This window comes from Mesorhizobium sp. STM 4661, from assembly GCF_000359125.1.
GTDB lineage: Bacteria > Pseudomonadota > Alphaproteobacteria > Rhizobiales > Rhizobiaceae > Mesorhizobium.
This window is the reverse complement of sequence record NZ_CAAF010000019.1, coordinates 1-17504: the sequence shown is the minus strand read 5'-3', so window position 1 is coordinate 17504 and position 17504 is coordinate 1. Positions and strand designations below refer to the sequence as shown.

The 17504-nt window shown below is 63.4% G+C and carries 17 protein-coding genes, 1 tRNA gene and 1 pseudogene; 7 read left to right on the top strand and 12 right to left on the bottom strand.

What is annotated here, in order from left to right; translation table 11 throughout:
- Positions 1-170: 170 nt before the first annotated feature.
- The 4 genes from MESS4_RS05630 to rsfS all read right to left on the bottom strand — a co-directional run bounded on the left by MESS4_RS05630 (position 171) and on the right by rsfS (position 3924).
- Positions 171-1496 (bottom strand): S41 family peptidase, encoded by a 1326-nt coding sequence (locus MESS4_RS05630; protein WP_006327568.1) that lies wholly within the window; start codon positions 1494-1496, stop codon positions 171-173.
- A gap of 1 nt (position 1497) precedes the next feature.
- Positions 1498-2826 (bottom strand): murein hydrolase activator EnvC, encoded by a 1329-nt coding sequence (locus tag MESS4_RS05625; protein ID WP_051070849.1) that lies wholly within the window; start codon positions 2824-2826, stop codon positions 1498-1500.
- Between the two features lie 129 nt (positions 2827-2955).
- Positions 2956-3438: a 23S rRNA (pseudouridine(1915)-N(3))-methyltransferase RlmH gene (gene rlmH / locus MESS4_RS05620; protein ID WP_036240769.1), complete on the bottom strand. Its 483-nt coding sequence runs from the start codon at positions 3436-3438 to the stop codon at positions 2956-2958.
- A 108-nt stretch (positions 3439-3546) separates the two neighbouring features.
- Positions 3547-3924: a ribosome silencing factor gene (gene rsfS / locus MESS4_RS05615; RefSeq protein ID WP_006327558.1), complete on the bottom strand. Its 378-nt coding sequence runs from the start codon at positions 3922-3924 to the stop codon at positions 3547-3549.
- 242 nt (positions 3925-4166) lie between these two features.
- On the opposite strand from rsfS, the gene MESS4_RS05610 reads away from it, so the two are divergent.
- From MESS4_RS05610 to MESS4_RS05600, 3 genes are all read left to right on the top strand, one after another.
- Positions 4167-5024 carry a mechanosensitive ion channel family protein gene (locus MESS4_RS05610; RefSeq protein ID WP_006327556.1) on the top strand — a complete coding sequence of 286 codons (858 nt, stop codon included), beginning with the start codon at positions 4167-4169 and terminating at the stop codon, positions 5022-5024.
- Between the two features lie 139 nt (positions 5025-5163).
- A complete protein-coding gene (locus MESS4_RS05605; protein WP_006327554.1) occupies positions 5164-5637 on the top strand; it encodes a carboxymuconolactone decarboxylase family protein in 474 nt (157 codons plus the stop codon).
- On the top strand, positions 5637-6494 hold the full coding sequence (locus tag MESS4_RS05600; RefSeq protein WP_006327553.1) for a sigma-70 family RNA polymerase sigma factor: 858 nt from the start codon (positions 5637-5639) through the stop codon (positions 6492-6494). Before MESS4_RS05605 ends, MESS4_RS05600 begins: the two co-directional genes overlap by 1 nt.
- Before the next feature lie 17 nt (positions 6495-6511).
- On the opposite strand, the gene MESS4_RS05595 is transcribed toward MESS4_RS05600, so the two are convergent.
- From MESS4_RS05595 to obgE, 5 genes are all read right to left on the bottom strand, one after another.
- Positions 6512-7810, bottom strand: a complete 1299-nt coding sequence (locus MESS4_RS05595; RefSeq protein ID WP_006327551.1) for an MFS transporter — start codon at positions 7808-7810, stop codon at positions 6512-6514.
- Positions 7811-7903: 93 nt separating this feature from the next.
- Positions 7904-8491, bottom strand: a complete 588-nt coding sequence (locus tag MESS4_RS05590) for a nicotinate-nucleotide adenylyltransferase (RefSeq protein ID WP_036240768.1) — start codon at positions 8489-8491, stop codon at positions 7904-7906.
- A 244-nt stretch (positions 8492-8735) separates the two neighbouring features.
- Positions 8736-10025 carry a glutamate-5-semialdehyde dehydrogenase gene (locus MESS4_RS05585; RefSeq protein ID WP_006327546.1) on the bottom strand — a complete coding sequence of 430 codons (1290 nt, stop codon included), beginning with the start codon at positions 10023-10025 and terminating at the stop codon, positions 8736-8738.
- A gap of 3 nt (positions 10026-10028) precedes the next feature.
- Complete coding sequence (gene proB, locus MESS4_RS05580; RefSeq protein ID WP_006327545.1) at positions 10029-11210, bottom strand: glutamate 5-kinase; 1182 nt, start codon at positions 11208-11210, stop codon at positions 10029-10031.
- 2 nt (positions 11211-11212) lie between these two features.
- Complete coding sequence (gene obgE / locus MESS4_RS05575) at positions 11213-12244, bottom strand: GTPase ObgE (RefSeq protein ID WP_006327544.1); 1032 nt, start codon at positions 12242-12244, stop codon at positions 11213-11215.
- Between the two features lie 99 nt (positions 12245-12343).
- Between obgE and MESS4_RS05570 the strand changes: the two genes are divergently transcribed.
- Positions 12344-13213 carry an endonuclease/exonuclease/phosphatase family protein gene (locus tag MESS4_RS05570; protein WP_006327542.1) on the top strand — a complete coding sequence of 290 codons (870 nt, stop codon included), beginning with the start codon at positions 12344-12346 and terminating at the stop codon, positions 13211-13213.
- A 214-nt stretch (positions 13214-13427) separates the two neighbouring features.
- Here MESS4_RS05570 and MESS4_RS05565 read toward each other — a convergent pair whose 3' ends face one another.
- The 3 genes from MESS4_RS05565 to MESS4_RS05555 all read right to left on the bottom strand — a co-directional run bounded on the left by MESS4_RS05565 (position 13428) and on the right by MESS4_RS05555 (position 15209).
- Positions 13428-14015: a GNAT family protein gene (locus MESS4_RS05565; RefSeq protein ID WP_006327540.1), complete on the bottom strand. Its 588-nt coding sequence runs from the start codon at positions 14013-14015 to the stop codon at positions 13428-13430.
- Between the two features lie 117 nt (positions 14016-14132).
- A complete protein-coding gene (gene rpmA / locus MESS4_RS05560; protein ID WP_006327539.1) occupies positions 14133-14402 on the bottom strand; it encodes a 50S ribosomal protein L27 in 270 nt (89 codons plus the stop codon).
- Between the two features lie 99 nt (positions 14403-14501).
- A complete protein-coding gene (locus tag MESS4_RS05555) occupies positions 14502-15209 on the bottom strand; it encodes a 50S ribosomal protein L21 (protein WP_006327535.1) in 708 nt (235 codons plus the stop codon).
- A gap of 323 nt (positions 15210-15532) precedes the next feature.
- Between MESS4_RS05555 and MESS4_RS05550 the strand changes: the two genes are divergently transcribed.
- From MESS4_RS05550 to MESS4_RS05540, 3 genes and pseudogenes are all read left to right on the top strand, one after another.
- Positions 15533-15622 (top strand) — tRNA-Ser (locus MESS4_RS05550).
- Between the two features lie 201 nt (positions 15623-15823).
- Positions 15824-16012, top strand: a complete 189-nt coding sequence (locus tag MESS4_RS05545) for a DUF2158 domain-containing protein (protein WP_006327533.1) — start codon at positions 15824-15826, stop codon at positions 16010-16012.
- Positions 16013-16381: 369 nt separating this feature from the next.
- Positions 16382-17504: pseudogene (locus MESS4_RS05540) on the top strand (calcium-binding protein); the annotation flags it as partial.

Genomic DNA, 17504 nt, shown 5'->3' with positions numbered 1-17504 from the left:
TCACTTTTCCCGCGAAATCCTGCGCGAAGTCCATAATCGCTGGCGCGTTACTCAGACGCGTGGCGCTCCAGCCACGGTCCCCCGAATCAAACTGCCGGAACCTCGCGGCCCCGGCAGCATCGCATCGCTTCGATCAGGCGGCCAGACCTGTTTGCCCGGCCGATCGACCCTTACTGGTTCAAGACAGCCTTGTCCGGATTCGGCGGGAACGCCGGATCGGTCTTCTGGCCGCGCAGCAGCTGCTCGGCATAGATGAGCTGCAGGTCGTCCTTCGGATCCGGCGGCACATAGGCCGCCGAGCCCGAACCGGTGGTGCCCTCGTCGGCGCCCTTGATATGGCCCTTGAGGTCCGATTCGCCGCGCGTCAGGTCCCTGCCCTGCAGTTCGGGCGGCAGCGGCTGGTCGACCTTGATGTCGGGCGTGATGCCCTTGCCCTGGATCGACTTGCCGGACGGTGTGTAATAGAGAGCCGTCGTCAGGCGCAGCGCACCGTTCTCGCCGAGCGGGATGATCGTCTGCACCGAACCCTTGCCGAAGGACTGCGTGCCGACCACCGTGGCACGGCGCAGATCCTGCAACGCGCCGGCGACGATTTCAGAGGCGCTGGCCGAGCCGCCATTGACGAGCACGATCAGCGGCTTGGCGCCGATGTCGTCGCCGGGCCGGGCGTCGAAGCGGGTGACGTCCTTGGGATCGCGGCCACGGGTCGAGACGATTTCGCCGCGGTCGAGGAAGGCGTCGGACACGCTCACCGCCTGGTCGAGCAGGCCGCCCGGATTGAGCCTGAGATCGAGCACATAGCCCTTGAGCTTGTCGTTCGGCACCTGCTTCTTGATGGTGTCGATGGCGTTCTCAAGGTCGTCATAGGTCTTTTCGGTGAAGGATGTGATCTTCATATAGCCGATGTCGTTCTCGACCCGGAACTTGACCGCCTTGACCTTGATGATGTCGCGCACCACCGTCAGCTCGATCGGCTTGTCGGCGCCCTGGCGCAGGATGGTGAGCTTGATCGGCGTGTTGACCAGCCCGCGCATCTTCTCGACCGCGTCGTTGAGGCTCAGACCGCGAACCTCCTCGCCGTCGATCTTGGCAATATAGTCGCCGGCAAGCACGCCCGCCTTGGCGGCCGGCGTGTCGTCGATCGGCGTGATCACCTTGACCAGGTCGTTCTCCATGGTGACCTCGATGCCGAGGCCGCCGAACTCGCCCTTGGTCTGCACGCGCATGTCCTGCGCCTCTTCGGCATTCATGTAGGAGGAGTGCGGGTCGAGCGAGGTAAGCATGCCGTTGATGGCGTTTTCGACCAGCGACTTGTCGTCCGGCGGCGTCACATATTGCGCCCGCACCCGTTCGAAGATGTCGCCGAAGATCGCCAGTTGCTTGTAGGTTTCGGAGCCCGCAGCGTTCGCCGTCGAGCTTGGCGCGCCATGGACCAGGCTCATCGCGGATGCGCCCATCAGCGCACCGGCAAACAAAAGCGACAGTTTCCGCATCATCTCACGTCCTTCCAGAGAAACGGTCCGCCCACCATGGGGTCGGATCGACGGGTTTTCCATCCTTGCGGAACTCGACGTAGAGCTCCGGCGTGGCATTTCCATTCTTCGATGCCGAGGTGCTCGCCACCCGGGCCTCTCCCATCGCGCCGACCGGCTCTCCTGCGAGCACCGACTGGCCAGACGCGACGCTGATTCTGCTCATCCCCGCCAGAACGACATGATAGCCGTCACCCGCGTTCAGGATCAAGAGTTGACCATAGGAGCGAAAAGGTCCCGCATAAAGCACATTTCCGTCCGCCGGCGCGGTGACGATGGCTCCCGATTGTGTCGCAACCATGTCGCCGAGCATCACCGCGCCGTTACCGTCATCGGCCCCGTAACGCCGCTTGATCTTGCCGATGACCGGCAGCGCGATCTGCCCCTGGAGCGCCGAAAACGGCGCCGCGGCGGTGAGCCGGTTGGCTTCCGGCACCGGCAGGGACGCCAGTTCCGGCTGCGCCGGGACCTTGTCGGCATCCGCGGACTTCTGCTCGGCGGCCTTCGCCGCGTCCGCCGCCTTGCGCTCCTTGTCGGCCTCGAGCGACGCGATCAGTTCCTTTAGACTGCCGGCCTTGGCCGCAAGTGCTTGGGATCGCTGCTTTTCGGCGACCAGCGCCGTTTGCGTGTCGGCTTCGAGCTTCTGCTTGGCTTCGAGCAGCATGCTTAGCCGCTTCTTCTCCGCCGTCTGCTCGCCGACCGCCGCCGTCAGCCGTGCCCGCTCCGCCTCGATCGAGGCCGTCACCCGCGACTGCTCCTTGAGGTCGGCCAGCAGGATCTCGGTCTGCTGGCGCAATTCCGGCACCACGGCGCCGAGCAGGATGGCGCTGCGCACCGACGACAGCGCGTCCTCCGGCTTGACCAGGATCGCCGGCGGCGGATTGAGCCCCATGCGCTGCAGCGCGCCCAGCACCTCGGCCAGGACGTCGCGCCGCACCGCCAGAGAGGCGCGGATCTTCTGCTCCTCGCCTTTCAACCCTTCCAGCTTGGCGCCGATGTCCTCGATATCCTGGCCAAGCTTTTGCTCGGTCATCGCCGACTGGATCAGCGCCGCGGTGATCGAGGCATGATCTTTCTTGATCGTCGCTATGTCGGCGGCGAGCTTGGCCAGCCGCTCGGACGACAGCGTGATATCCTTCGACACCTGTTCGTATTCGGCCCGGCTCTGATCCGGATCGGGTGCCAGGTCGAGCGTGTTCTCGGCCCTGACGGCACTGAGCGACAGCACGAACGCCACCGCCGCAATGCCGCAGCCGCGCAGAATGCTCAATCTCGATCGTCCAATTTCAGACATTGAGCCCCGACTCTATGCGTGGCTTCGTTAACGAACAATCAACCATGTTCGATAGCTTGCCAACGTAGCACAATCTCACGGTGCATTGGGGCGGAAATCCGTGTGATTCGCAACGATACACGGCCAGGCTCACGACCGATGATAGGGATGCCCCGAAAGGATGGTGGCGGCCCGGTAAAGCTGCTCGCCCAGCATCACGCGGACCAATTGGTGCGGCCAGGTCAGCGCGCCGAACGACACCAACAGATCGGCTTGATCGCGCAGCGATTGATCGTGGCCGTCGGCGCCGCCGATGGCGATGACCAGTGCCTTGCGCCCACCATCGCGCAGCAGGCCGATGCGACCGGCGAAATCGTCGGAGGAAAGGTTCCTGCCGCGCTCGTCGAGCAGCAGCAGCGCGGTGCCCGGCTGCAAATATGTCTGCAACCTCTGGCCTTCCTCGCGCCGCCGCTCGTTAGCGGTCTGGGCGCGGCCTTCCGCGATCTCGGCAATGCCGGCAAATTCGAGCCCCACAGCGGGACCGCTTTTGGCGAAGCGCTCGAAATAACGGTCGGCGAGCTGCTTCTCGGGGCCGGCTTTCATTCGGCCCACGGCATGAACTGATATCTTCATCCTACCTCAAAGAGCCGCCAATGCATGTCGCCCAAAAACGTGCCCTCGGGCTTGAACCGAAGGTGCGCGCCGGTTTGGCACAACGACATGCATCAAGACAAATACGGCTCAGTGCAGGGTCTCTTCCTCGAGATCCGGCGCCTGCCACATCTTTTCGAGATTGTAGAAGTCACGGACTTCGGGACGGAAGACATGGACGATGATGTCGCCCGAATCGATCAGGACCCAGTCGGCGCCGGCCAGTCCCTCGACGCGCGCCGTGCCGAGCCCGGCATCCTTGAGCGCCTTGAGGAGATGATCGGCGACTGCCGAGACATGACGGTGCGATCGGCCCGATGCGATGACCATGTAGTCGCCGAGGCTCGATTTCCGCTGAATGTCGATTGAGACGATATTTTCGGCCTTGGAGTCTTCCAGACTGGCAAGGACTGTCGTGATGGCGCGGGACACGGCGTCGTTTACGCTGATCCCGGCCGGCGAAGGCACGATGTCGGCCCTCTTCCGCAGTGCTGTTCTCAGTGTAGTTCCTTTCGCAGCAAGAACAACCAAATCACCCCTTCAAATCAGGTGACATCGCTTAGATAGGCAGAGTTGCGTTGCAGTTTCAAGACGGCAGGTCCTGCCAGCGCCAACGCAGTGCCGTTCTTCCGGTTCCACAACGCAAGAAAAATCGGAACTCTTGCCGCCCTGCCGGGGTTATCGGCGCATCGACCAACCGGATTTCCATCATGCCGATCGATCCCCAGAACGCGCTCCTCAGCGTGCAGGCCGGGCTTGCGCAACTCAGCACGCTGATCGTCTCCTATTCCTTCTCGGCCATCGGTGCCGTCATCCTGCTGGTCGTCGGCTATACCGTCGCCGGTCTCGCCGAGCGCTCGCTCTATGCCGGCCTCGGCCACATCAACGGCTTCGATGCGACGCTGCGTCACTTCTTCTCGAAGATCGTCCGCTACGCCATCCTGGTCCTCGTGGTCATCATGGTGCTCGGCCAGTTCGGCGTGCAGACGGCTTCGATCATTGCCGCCATCGGCGCCATCGGCCTGGCCATCGGCCTGGCGCTGCAAGGGACGCTGCAAAACATCGCCGCCGGCATCATGCTGCTGGCGCTGCGGCCATTCCGCATCGGCGAATATGCCGAAGTCGGCGCCATTTCCGGGACCATCGAGGAAATCGGTCTGTTCGCCACCAGGTTGAGGACGGTCGACGGCGTCTACATCCTCGCCCCCAATTCGACGCTGTGGAACCAGCCTGTCCGCAACTATTCGCGCAACGGCGTCCGTCGCGGCGACATCACGCTGACCATCGGCTCGTGGAACGACATCGATTTCGCGCAAAAGACAATGCTCGGCGTCGTCGCCGCCGAGCGACACGTCAGGCGGGAACCGGCCCCGATCGCCTTCGTCGCCACCGTCGGCGACAGCACCGTCGCCATCACCTTGCGCTACTGGACCTCGGCCGCGGATTTCTTCGCCACCCAGATCGACCTCACCAAACGCGCCAAGCAGGCCTTCGACGCCGAAGGCATTTCGGTTCCCGCGCCGCCGCCGGAAGCGCCTCGGCCGGAACCCTCCGCCACACGGCAATAGCCGGGACGGTTAGACTCGGCTCCAAGGACGGGCACACCCCACGCTTCGCCTGGCGACAGGCACAAAAAATTTGGCGTGCATGTCACACCGGTGGATCCTGTCTCGTCATGATGTCGCAACCAACAGAAGGAAGCCTATCATGACCGCAAAACTTGATCTCTTCGCCGCTGCCCCTTCCCTGATGAAGGAATGGCAGCGCGCGGCCCTCGCCATTTCCTCCAGCCTCGAGCCCAGCCTGAGCGAGCTTGTGAAGATTCGCGCCTCCCAGATCAACGGCTGCGCCAACTGCCTCAATATGCACACTGTGTTTGCCCGCGAAAACGGCGAGACCGAGCAGCGCATCAACCTGCTGCCGGCATGGCGCGAGGCGCCTTGCTATACCGGCCGCGAGCGCGCCGCGCTCGGCTGGACCGACGCGCTGACGCGAATGTCCGAAGGACATACGCACGAAAGTGCCTATGACGCCCTGAAGGCCGAGTTTACGGAGGAGGAGCAGGTGAAACTCACATTGATGATCAATGTCATCAACGGCTACAATCGCCTTGCGGTTGGCTTCAGTGCCTGGGCCGATCCGGCGGTTGTAAGGTCCGCCGCCAAGGCGGCGGCCGCCTGATGATGAACGCGGAGTCCGAGCATGCGGCGGCGAATTTCGAGCTGCTGCGTCCAAAGCTTATGCGCGTCGCCTACCGCATGCTTGGCTCCGTGGCCGACGCCGAAGACATGGTGCAGGAGGCCTTCATCCGCTGGATGAGGGCCGACCGCACAGAGGTGCGCGAGCCCGAAGCGTTCCTGCGCCGCACGGTCATGCGCCTCTGTCTGGACCAGCTCAAATCGGCACGACGCCAGCGCGAGACCTATATTGGACCCTGGCTTCCCGATCCAGTCGTGGAGGACAACGAAGCAGAAGACGTCACCTTGCCACTGATGCTCGCGCTGGAACGCCTTTCTCCGCTCGAGCGCGCGGCCTTTCTGCTGCACGATGTGTTCGGGCTGGAGTTTGGGGAGGTCGCGGCCGCTATCCAGCGCGACGCGGCGGCCTGCCGCCAGCTCGCTGCCCGTGCGCGCGCCCATATGCGTGAGGCGCGACCTCGCTTTCAGGTGGAAAAACAACGTGGCCTTGAACTTGCCGAGGCCTTTTACGCCGCCTCGCGCAGCGGCGACATGAAGGCGCTTGGCGCGATGCTGAAGGCCGACGTCAGCGCCCATGCCGATGGCGGCGGCAAACGTCCGGCAGCCACGGAGCCGGCCCTGGGATTCGACGCCGTTATGAAGCAATACGAGCAGGTGGCGGCCTGGTTGCGCGAGAATGGCTCGACACTTGTCCGTGTCGGTTTCGTCAATGGATTGCCAGGCTTCGTCACGCTGGAAGCCGATGGCGAACTCCAGACGACGGCGCTCGAAATCGAGGACGGCAAGATCGCGGCGATCTATGTCGTGCGTAACCCTGACAAGCTCAGGCATCTGCACTAGATCCTCAGAAACCGACCTCAGCCTTCGGAGCGACGGCGCTGCTCCTCCGGCGCGAAGGCCAGCTCCACCGGCAACGGCGCCTGTGCGCTCATCGGCGCGAAATTGCCGGTCTCGGCGGCTGGAACGGCCAGCGTCGTCATCACCCGCCACAGCACGAACAGGCAAAAGGCAGCGGCGATCGCGATGGCCACATAGATGAAGGTCTGCGTCCCATAGATGACGGAAAGCCCGGTCACGATGCCGGGCACGATGAAGCCCGCCAGCGACCACGCAAACAGAAGCGAACTGGACAGCGCCACCATGTCGTCCTTGCCGGCGCGGTCGGCGGCATGCGCGCTGGCCAGCGAATAGATCGATTCCGATGCGCCGTCCCAGACTATGTAGATGACAACGAGCACAGCCAGCGCGCCGCCGTCAAAGCCGAGCGCAAACAGGCCCGCCGCCAGGGCCAGCGCGGAGGCTGCGATCAGCACATAGCGCCGGTCGGTGCGATCGGAAATCCAGCCGAGCGGAATCTGCAGGATCAGTGTGCCGACCGGCATTGCCGACAAAAGCAGCGCCACATCCGCCTGGCTGTAACCCTTGGCCGTGGCATGGATCGGCGCGAAGCCCGAAATCGCCATCGACAGGCCGCCGACGGCGAGCATGCCGGCAACGCCCACCGGCGAAATCCGCCAGGCTAGGCCAAGCGCGACCGATGCAGCCTGCGGCGGCGGCGGCTGGGCAAGCCGCGTCAGCCCCACGGGCAAGATCGACAGAGCGGTGAAGGCGATGCCGATCAACGGGGCCTGCGCAGTCCCGATATCGACCGCCGCCAGCGTGGCGTAACCGACTCCGAGCCCCGCGACATAGGCGACGTAAAATACCGCCATCACTCGGCCGCGTATGGCGTTGGCGACGGCATCGTTCAGCCAGCTTTGCGCGACGATGAACAGGCCACATATGGCAAAACCGTAGAGTGCGCGCGCCGCGATCCACAGCAGCGGGATCGTCCCGGCCCCGACGGCGGCATTGGACAACACGATCAACGCCGACAGCACCATGAACGCGCGGGCATGGCCAACGCGCCGCACCAGCGGTCCAGTCAGGATGCAGCCAGCGAGGCCGCCGGCCGAAAGGCCGGTGATGATCAGCCCGGCCCAGGTCGGATCGAAGCCCTCGGCGCCGAGCCGGACCGGTATGTAGGCGAACATCAGCCCATTGCCGATGGCGACCAGCGCCATCGACAGGATGACGCTGGCAATGGCGATCGCCGGCGCCGACGGGCTGCCCTGACGCGGGTCTGGTCGGGTCTGGTTTCGCTCGAGTGTCGTCATGCCCGCGCAGGATCGCCCATGGATCAGGGAAATGCCGCCGCAAAAGCGACATCAGCGGTCTTCCCTTCTCACCCTTGTGGGAGAAGGAAACTCCTATCCTTTCGCCATCTTGCGGATGGCGCTCGACGACAGCGATGAACGCGGGCCGTGGATGAAGGTCCAGGCCGGCGCCTTCATTCGGGCGAGACGCGGCGTATCTCCCTCGTCGACGCGGGCGTAGTCGAAGGTTTTGGCGACAACCGACGACAGGAAGGACAGCGTCGCACCCGGGCGGTCGATCACCGCGATCGGGAAGGTCATGACGATCTGGCGCCAGCGCTGCCAGCGGTGGAAGTCGCGAAGCGAATCGGCGCCCATGATCCAGACGAAGTCGACGCCGGGATTGCGCGCCTTGACCAGCGCCAGCGTGTCGGCGGTGAAGCGGACATGATGCGCGGCCTCGAAGGCGGTGACCTTGATCTTCGGGTTCCTGGCAGTCTGCTCAGACAGGCTGAGCCGCTCAGTCAGCGGCGCCAGTTCCCGCGTGTTCTTGAGCGGATTGCCGGGGGTCACTATCCACCACAGCTGGTCGAGCGCCAGGCGTCTCAGCGCAATCTCGGCGACCAACGCATGGCCGGCATGCGGCGGATTGAACGAACCGCCGAACAAGCCGACGGCCAGGCCTTTTTCGGCATGCGGCATGTGCAGGTAGGGCGAGGAGGCAGATAGGGAGGATAGCATCGCGCTACGCACCCCCCTCTGTCCTGCCGGACATCTCCCCCGCAAGGGGGGAGATTGGCAGTTTCATTGGCGGCGCAAATTCTGCAAGATTGGCAATTGGCGAAAACAGAAATGACAGCCAATCTCCCCCCTTGCGGGGGAGATGTCCGGCAGGACAGAGGGGGGTGGCTGGGCGCAAAACTTCAGGTTCTTTGAGCAAAAAGCTTCAAGGCCGCACCTGTCCCGATCCGCGCACGCGGTATTTGAACGACGTCAGCTGCTCGACGCCGACCGGCCCGCGAGCATGCATCTTGCCGGTGGCGATGCCGATCTCGGCGCCCATGCCGAACTCGCCGCCATCGGCGAATTGCGTCGAGGCATTGTGCAAAAGGATCGCCGAATCGATCTCGTTGAAGAATTTTTCGACGGCACTAGCATCCTCGGCGACGATCGCCTCGGTGTGGTGCGAGGAGAACGTCTCGATATGTTCGATCGCGCCGGCAACGCCGTCGACCAGCTTCACCGCGATAATGGCGTCGAGATATTCGGTCACCCAATCAGCGTCGGTGGCGGGCCGGGCATCGAAAAACAGCTTCAGCACCTCGGCATCAGCATGGATTTCGCACCCAGCCGCGCGCAGCGCGTCGAGAATCGGCACGAGATGGGTGGTGGCGGCAACGGCACGGTCGACGAGCAGCGTTTCGGCGGCGCCGCAGACACCGGTGCGCCGCATCTTGGCGTTGACCGCGATCCTGACTGCCATGTCGAGATCGGCTGAACGGTCGATATAGAGATGGCAGATGCCTTCGAGATGGGCAAAGACCGGCACTCGCGCCTCGCTTTGTACCCGCCCAACCAGGCTCTTGCCCCCACGCGGAATGATCACATCGAGATTGCCGCCGAGGCCTTTCAGCATTTCGCCGACGGCGGCGCGGTCGGTGGTCGGCACCAATTGGATGGCGTCCTGCGGCAGACCGGCCGCCTTCAGCCCCTCGACCAGGCAGGCATGGATCGCGGCGGAGGAATTGAGCGAATCCGAACCGCCGCGCAGGATCACCGGATTGCCGGCCTTGAGGCAGAGCGCGCCGGCATCCGCCGTCACGTTCGGCCGGCTCTCATAGATGACGCCGACGACGCCAAGCGGCGTGCGCACGCGCTCGATATGCAAGCCGTTCGGCCGGTCCCACGCAGCGATAACGTCGCCGACCGGATCGCGCAGGTCGGCGATCTCGCGGATGCCTTCGGCCATGGCCCGGATGCGAGCGGGATCGAGCTTCAGCCGATCCATGAAGGAGGCGGAGAGCCCTGATTCCTCGCCATTCGAGATGTCGATGGCATTGGCGTCGAGAATATCCTGTTCCCGGGCGACAATCGCCTCCGCCATGGCGACAAGCGCCGCGTTCTTGGCGGCGGTCGCAGCAATGGCCAGCGGTCGGGCGGCGGCACGGGCGCGGCGGCCGATATCGGCCATCATCGCCACCGTGTCGTCCCGGGATTTTTCATGCAGCTTCAGCATGGCTCATCCTCCGCTCGTTACTTGGTCGCTCACCCGTACTTGGTCACCAGCCCCTACTTGGTCACCCGCATGGCTCACCACAAGGTCGTCGCGGTGGACCATCGCCGAGCGCGCCTCGTAGCCGAGCACGGTTTCGATCTCGGCGGTCTTCAGGCCAGCGATCCTTACGGCATCGGCGGCATCATAGGCAACCAGTCCGCGCGCGATCTCGCGGCCCTCTGCCGACAGGATCGCCACCGTGTCGCCGCGCGAGAAATTACCGCTGACCAGCTTGACCCCGGCCGGCAGCAGCGACTTGCCCGACTTGAGCGCGCCAATGGCGCCGGCATCGACGGTCAGCCGCCCCGCCGGTTCGAGTTGCCCGGCGATCCATGTCTTATAGCCCTTGACTGGATTGGCGCTCGGCCGGAAGAAGGTCGCCCGCTCGCCGCGCTCGATCGCCATCAGCGGCGACAGCCGCGTACCGGCGGTGATGATCATCGCGGTGCCGGCGGCGGTGGCGATCTTGCCGGCGTCGAGCTTGGTGCGCATGCCGCCGCGCGACAGCTCCGAAGCCGCGGCGCCCGCCATCGCTTCGATGTCGGGCGTGATGCGGTCGACAACCGGAATGAACTTGGCTTGCGGATCGCGCGCCGGCGGTGCCGTATAAAGCCCGTCAATGTCGGAGAGCAGCACCAGCAGGTCGGCGCCCATCATGGTGGCGACGCGCGCCGCCAGCCGGTCGTTATCGCCATAACGGATTTCGGAGGTCGCCACCGTGTCGTTCTCGTTGATGACCGGCACCGCCTTCATCTTGAGCAGCGTCGAGATCGTCGCGCGCGCGTTGAGATAGCGGCGGCGCTCTTCGGTGTCGCCGAGCGTCAGCAGGATCTGTCCCGATTTCAGGCCGCCCTTGCCGAGCGCATCCGACCAGGCGCCGGCCAGCGCGATCTGCCCGACGGCGGCCGCCGCCTGGCTCTCCTCGAGCTTCAGCGCCCGCTTGCCAAGGCCGAGAATGGTGCGGCCAAGCGCAATGGCGCCGGACGACACGACGAGGATTTCGGCACCGCCTTCGGCCAGCACGGCGATGTCGTCGGCGAGCGAGGCCAGCCAGTCCCGCTTCAGGCCGCTCGTGCGGTCGACAAGCAGCGCCGAGCCAATCTTGACGGTGATGCGCCGGTATTTTTTCAGCGACTGCGCGGCCATTGCTATTTTTCCCAGCGCGTCTCGACCGGGGCGGCGACAGCGGCGCGTGCTTCCGCCACCACCGCCATCAGTGCGCGCAGCACCGCCTCGACGCCTTCGCCGGTGACGGCGGACAACAGCATCGGCGCGCGGCCGGCGGCGCGCTTCAGCGAGGCGACCTTCTTCTTGCGCTGCTCGGCATCGAGAATGTCGACCTGGGAAAGCGCGACGATCTCGACCTTCTCGGTCAGCCCGTTGCCATAGGCGTCGAGTTCGGCGCGCACGGTCTTGTAGGCCTTGCCGGGATTTTCTTCTTGCGCCGAAACGAGGTGCAGCAGCACGCGCGTGCGCTCGACATGACCGAGGAAACGGTCGCCGATGCCGACGCCCTCATGCGCGCCTTCGATCAGGCCGGGAATGTCGGCGATGACGAATTCGCGCCCGTCGATGCGGGCGACGCCGAGGCCGGGATGCAGCGTGGTGAAGGGATAGTCGGCGATCTTCGGCTTGGCCGCGGTGACGGCGGCGAGAAAAGTCGACTTGCCGGCATTGGGCAGGCCGACCAGGCCGGCGTCGGCGATCAGCTTGAGCCTCAGCCAGATGTTCATCTCTTCGCCCGGCAATCCCGGATTGGCGCGGCGCGGCGCCTGGTTGGTCGAGGTCTTGAAATGCTGGTTGCCGAAGCCGCCATTGCCGCCCTTGGCCAAAAGAAAGCGCTGGCCGACCACGGTCAGGTCGCAGATCAGCGTCTCATTGTCCTCGGCGAAGACCTGGGTGCCCGCCGGCACTTTCAGCGTCACGTCGGCGCCCTTGGCGCCGGTCATGTTGCGGCCCATGCCATGCGTGCCGGTCTTGGCCTTGAAATGCTGCTGGTAGCGGTAGTCGATCAGCGTGTTCAGCCCATTGACGGCCTCCAGCCAGACATCGCCGCCACGGCCGCCATCGCCGCCGTCGGGACCGCCGAACTCGATGAATTTCTCGCGCCGGAACGAAACCGAACCGGCGCCGCCGTCGCCGGAGCGGATGTAGACCTTGGCCTGATCGAGAAATTTCATCGGATTGTGGTTTCTGCTATTGGCTTTGCGGGATTGCTCTAAACCAAGGCGGGGCGAAGGGCGAGGCCGTTTTGTGACCTTGGCCGGGGAGATATCGCAATGAGGCTTGTAACCTACAACATCCAGTATGGCATTGGTCTCGATGGCCGCTACGATGTCGGGCGCATTGCCGACGCCGTGCGCGGCGCCGACGTGATCGCGCTGCAGGAGGTTACCCGCAACAACCCCAAGAATGGTGGCCGCGACATGGTCGCCGAACTCGGCGACGCCTTGCCCGACTACTTTGCCGTCTATGGCAGCAATTTCGAGGCCAACATCGGCTCCGGCATCGAGAACGGCCGCGCCATCACGAGAACCTTCCAGCTCGGCAACATGGTGCTGTCGAAAACGCCCATCCATCTGTCGCGCAATCTGCTTTTGCCGCGCAGCCGCAGCTTCGAGGCGATGAACTTCCAGCGTGGCGCGCTGGAAGCGCTGATCGAGACGCCGCTTGGCTTCACCCGCTTCTATTCCATCCATCTCGATCACCGCAGCCCCGTCGAACGCGTGAGCCAGATACAGTTCCTGCGCCAGCGCCTGTTGAATTACGCGCTTGAGGGCGGCGCACTGTCCGGCGTCGCCGAGATCGGCCTGCCGGAATTGCCGCATCCCGAAGCCTTTGTCGCCATGGGCGATTTCAACATGCTGGCCGGATCGCCCGAATATGTCGAACTCGCCGGCCGACCGGACCATGAATTCGGCATGCCGCTGACCGCCGACTTTGCCGTCGATGCCGCCATGCGCCTCAACGTGGCCGGCGCCGATCTCGTTACCTGGGTCGACCCCAAGCGGTCCGACGACACCAGCCGCCACAAGCGCATCGACTATGTCTTTTCCAGCGCCTCGCTCGCCAGAGCGCTGAAGCGGCTTTGGGTCGACCGGCAAACGGTCGGTTCGGATCACTTGCCGGTCTGGGTCGAAATGGCCTGACCGGAGCCGCTTAGGCAATCGCATATGGGCAAGAGCCCCCCTCACCCGGATTGCCAACCGAATCGCGAAGGGCAATTCGGGGCAATCCGACCTCTCCCCGAGGGGAGAGGAAGTCGCGGCGCGCCAGCCTCTTCTCCCCCACGGGGAGAAGGTGGCCGCGAAGCGGCCGGATGAGGGGGGACTCCCATATGCGATTGCCCTGCAGGGCAGCTCATTAAAAATGCACCCAGTTCCTGAGGCTGGTCCAGGTCTTGCGGTCGAGACGGTAGCGCTCGACCGGCACCTGGCCGGCGACGATCGAGTTCAGCATGCCCTGGCCGGCATACTGGAAGCCGCATTTGTGGATGACCCGGCGCGAGGCCGGATTGATGACCCGGGTCGACGCATGCAGCACCTGGATCGACGTCTTCTGGAAGGCGAGGTCGACCAGCGCGTGCGCGGCCTCGGTCGCATAGCCGTGCTTCCAGTAGGGCTCGCCGATCCAGTAGCCGAGTTCCAGCCCGCGGTCGGTGGTGTTGAGGCCGGCGCAACCGACGAAGGTTTCGGTGCCGGCCAGCATCAATGCATAGGCGATGCCTGCCCGGCGCGATGCCGCCATGGCGAGGAAGGCGCGGGCTTCGGCCTCGCCATAGGGGTGCGGCATGCGGGCCAGCATTTCGGCGACATGGCGATTGTCGGCAAGCGTCACCAATTGCCCGATATCGCTTTCACGCGGCGGCCGCATGACCAGCCGCTCGGTCGCGAGCACCGGGCAATCTATCGCGTAACTTTCGTCTTCCGTGTCTTCCGCTTCGGCAACCATGTCAGTCCTCCAGGCACAAGAAAAAGGGGAGATGGAAACCCATCTCCCCTGATCCTTTTCCTGGCTTGGCCAGACACCGGTCCCGAGATGGGTGCCGGTGTTGTGGTGCGGAACCGGCTACTCCGCTGCTTTGGTAATCGGGTTCACCGATACGTAGGTTCGGCCGTTGGCTTTTTTGTTGAAGGTGACTGCGCCGGCTTCGAGCGCAAACAGCGTATGATCCGTGCCCATGCCGACATTGACGCCCGGATGCCACGAGGTACCGCGCTGACGAATGATGATGTTGCCCGGAATCACGGCTTCGCCGCCGAACTTCTTCACGCCGAGCCGCTTGGAATGGGAGTCGCGACCATTGCGCGACGAACCGCCAGCTTTCTTGTGTGCCATCTAACTAACTCCGATGCGCCGTAAGGCGCCTAAAGGGTCTTATGAACGCGTTCGCGTTCCGTTTCAAGTCCGATCCGGCGACGATCGCGCCGGCTGGTTTTACTTCTTCGCCAATTCCTTGGCCTGCTCGCGCCAGTCCTTGATCTGGTCGGCGCTGAACGGCATGTGCTCGTCGATCTTGGCGACATCCTTGTCGGTGAGCTTGGCGATCTGCGCGAAGGTGGTGATGCCCTGTTCGTTCAGCTGGCCGGCCGCGACCGGGCCGATGCCCTTGATTACGGTCAGGTCGTCCGGCTCGCCCTTCGGCGCCTTGAACAGCGTCGCGGCTGTCTCGGCCTTGGCTTCTTCCTTCGGGGCAGTCTCTGCCTTGGCTTCCTTCTTGGCCTTGGCCTCCTTCGGCGCGGCCTCGGCTTTCGCCTCAGGCGCTACCTCGGCCTTCGCCTCGGTCTTCGGCGCTTCCGTCTTGGCGGCGGCCTTCTTCGACGGCTTGGCTCCATCCAGCAGGATCTCGGCGATCCGCACGGTGGTCAAAAGCTGACGATGGCCGATCTTGCGGCGCGAATTCTGCCGGCGGCGCTTCTTGAAAGCGATGACGGTGCGGTTCTTGCCCTGTTCGACGACTTCCGCAGTAACCAATGCGCCGTCGACGAACGGCGCGCCGAACGTCACATTCTCGCCCTCGCCATGCGCGAGCACATGGCCGATCTCGACGATGTCGCCGACCTGGCCTTCGACTTTTTCGATCTTCAGGAGATCGTTGGCGGCGACGCGATACTGCTTGCCGCCCGTTTTGATGACTGCGAACATTTTTTGCCTTTCGCTGTTCGGTCGGCCTTGATGAACCGCATCACGCGGTTCGGCCGTCTTTTTGTCAGTCTGCGGGTTCAAAAAACAAGCGGCGCGGAAGAACCCCCCACGCCGATTGCGCGCTGTCCCTAACCGAAGGTTGCGTCGAAGTCAAGGCAAACACCCGAAAGCAAGCCGGCGGCATTGGCATAGGCGGCGGCAGGTATCGAAGGACGGACCGTACGGCCCCGAGAGAAGCCCGATATCAGGCAGATTGGGCCTTGTAACCTGCCTGTCCAGCCGTTATCTAGTGCGCCGCGCCGGCAACGGCGGACCATGACCGCGGAGAGGTGGCAGAGTGGTCGAATGCACCGCACTCGAAATGCGGCATGGGTGCAAGCCCATCGGGGGTTCGAATCCCTCCCTCTCCGCCACCCTGGCTTTCGAAAAGCCCACCTCTCTCAAACTCTTAGTGCAAGCCTTTTGCATATTGGGCTGGGGCACCGAAAGGTCAACTTTCACCGTAATGGCCAGCTGTCACGACAGGCTTCGGCAAGATCTCTGGTGCGCTTGTCGATAGGCGCCGTTGGTGGTTACCTCTCCACGTTTTGTTTTGAACTCCAGGGAGGAACATCATGGCGGACAGTTTCAAGACCGGAGATGTCGTCAAACTGAAGTCCGGTGGCCCGAACATGACGATCAACGATCATGCTGCCTCCGGCATGTATCTGTGCAATTGGTTCAATCGCGAGGGCGACATCTGGACCCCTCAACACGCCGCTTTCAAGCCGGACCAGTTGATAGCGGTCGATCGATCTCAATGACTTGAAGACGCAGCGGTTTGGGTTGATTGAATCGTCAGCTCGCGGCGCCAGCTCGGTGCGCGGCGATTGCGCTGAGGATGATCTCGCCGAAATCCCTGAACTTCGCGGCGCCGACGCCAATCGCAACAAGAGAACAGCTCTAGAAGCGTCAGGAAAGCCAAGCGATCCGAACCCGGCTGGCTGCTGATTATCCAACGCATTGCCGCCGTTAAGATTCTGGTAACGGCGTACAATCAAATCACATGGCGATCAGTATCCATCGAAGATCAATGATTCTATCAACGCATGTCGCTAATTGATTTGGCGCTAATATAGAGCCTCGCGTAGGCAGGGGTCGGGGCGCTACCGAATCATACGAAGGATGTTCGCATGGCTACGATGCACTACACCTGGGGCGCCTCAGCTGCCCAGGCCAAGGCCAACGGCTTCAACCTGGTCGATCTTCAATACGCCTCATCGGTCAACGCCTTGCCGGATGGCTCGAAGGCCCTGATCTGGCTCGGCGAGAGCAATGGCGTAACCCAGTCGTTTATCGACAAGGTAACGCCTCTCATCGGCAATTCGAAGGTTTTAGGGTTTTTTCTGACCGACGAGCCTGATCCCACCGGCAAATACCACACCAAGGTGAGCGCCGCCAATCTGAAGGCGGAATCCGACTGGATCCATGCCAATTTCCCGGGCGCCAAGACTTTCATCACCCTGATGGACATGGGGCCGTACACAGATTCGAATTATGCCAATACCTACAATCCCGCCAACACCGGGATCGATTATTACGGGATAAACCCCTATCCGGTGCGCACGACCGCGGTGGACTTCAACTACATCGACAGAGCCGTGGCCGCGGCTTTGGAGGCAGGCATCCCGAAGAGCGCGATCATTCCGGTCTATCAGACGTTTGGCGGCGGCGGCTGGACGACCAATACGGGCGGGTCGTATGTCATGCCGACGACGTCCCAGATGCAGACCATGATGGACCGCTGGGAAAAGCTGATTCCCGATCCGGCCTTTGACATGGCTTATAAATGGGCCTCGCAGAACGGCGAAACCTCGCTCGGCAACACGTCGTCGATGCAATCCTTTTTCCGGGACCACAACACTCAGACCGGAACGACCACCCCGCCACCTACCAACAACCCGCCACCTACCAACAATCCACCTCCGACCAACAACCCGCCACCTACCGACAACCCACCTGCTACGGCCGATAAACTCAACGGCACCAGCGGAGCCGATATACTTGGAGCAACCGGTGCCCACACGATGACCGGCCATGGCGGCAATGACGAGTACTATGTCGACAATGCCGGTGACAGGGTGGTCGAGTCCTCTGGCCAAGGTCAAGACCGAGTGTGGACCTCCGTGAGCTATGCGCTCTCAGCCGGCTCGTCGATTGAAGTCCTTGGCACCACCAAGGACGCCGGCACCACGGCAATCAACCTGACCGGCAACGAGTTGGCCCAAACCATCCAGGGCAATGCCGGCGCCAACA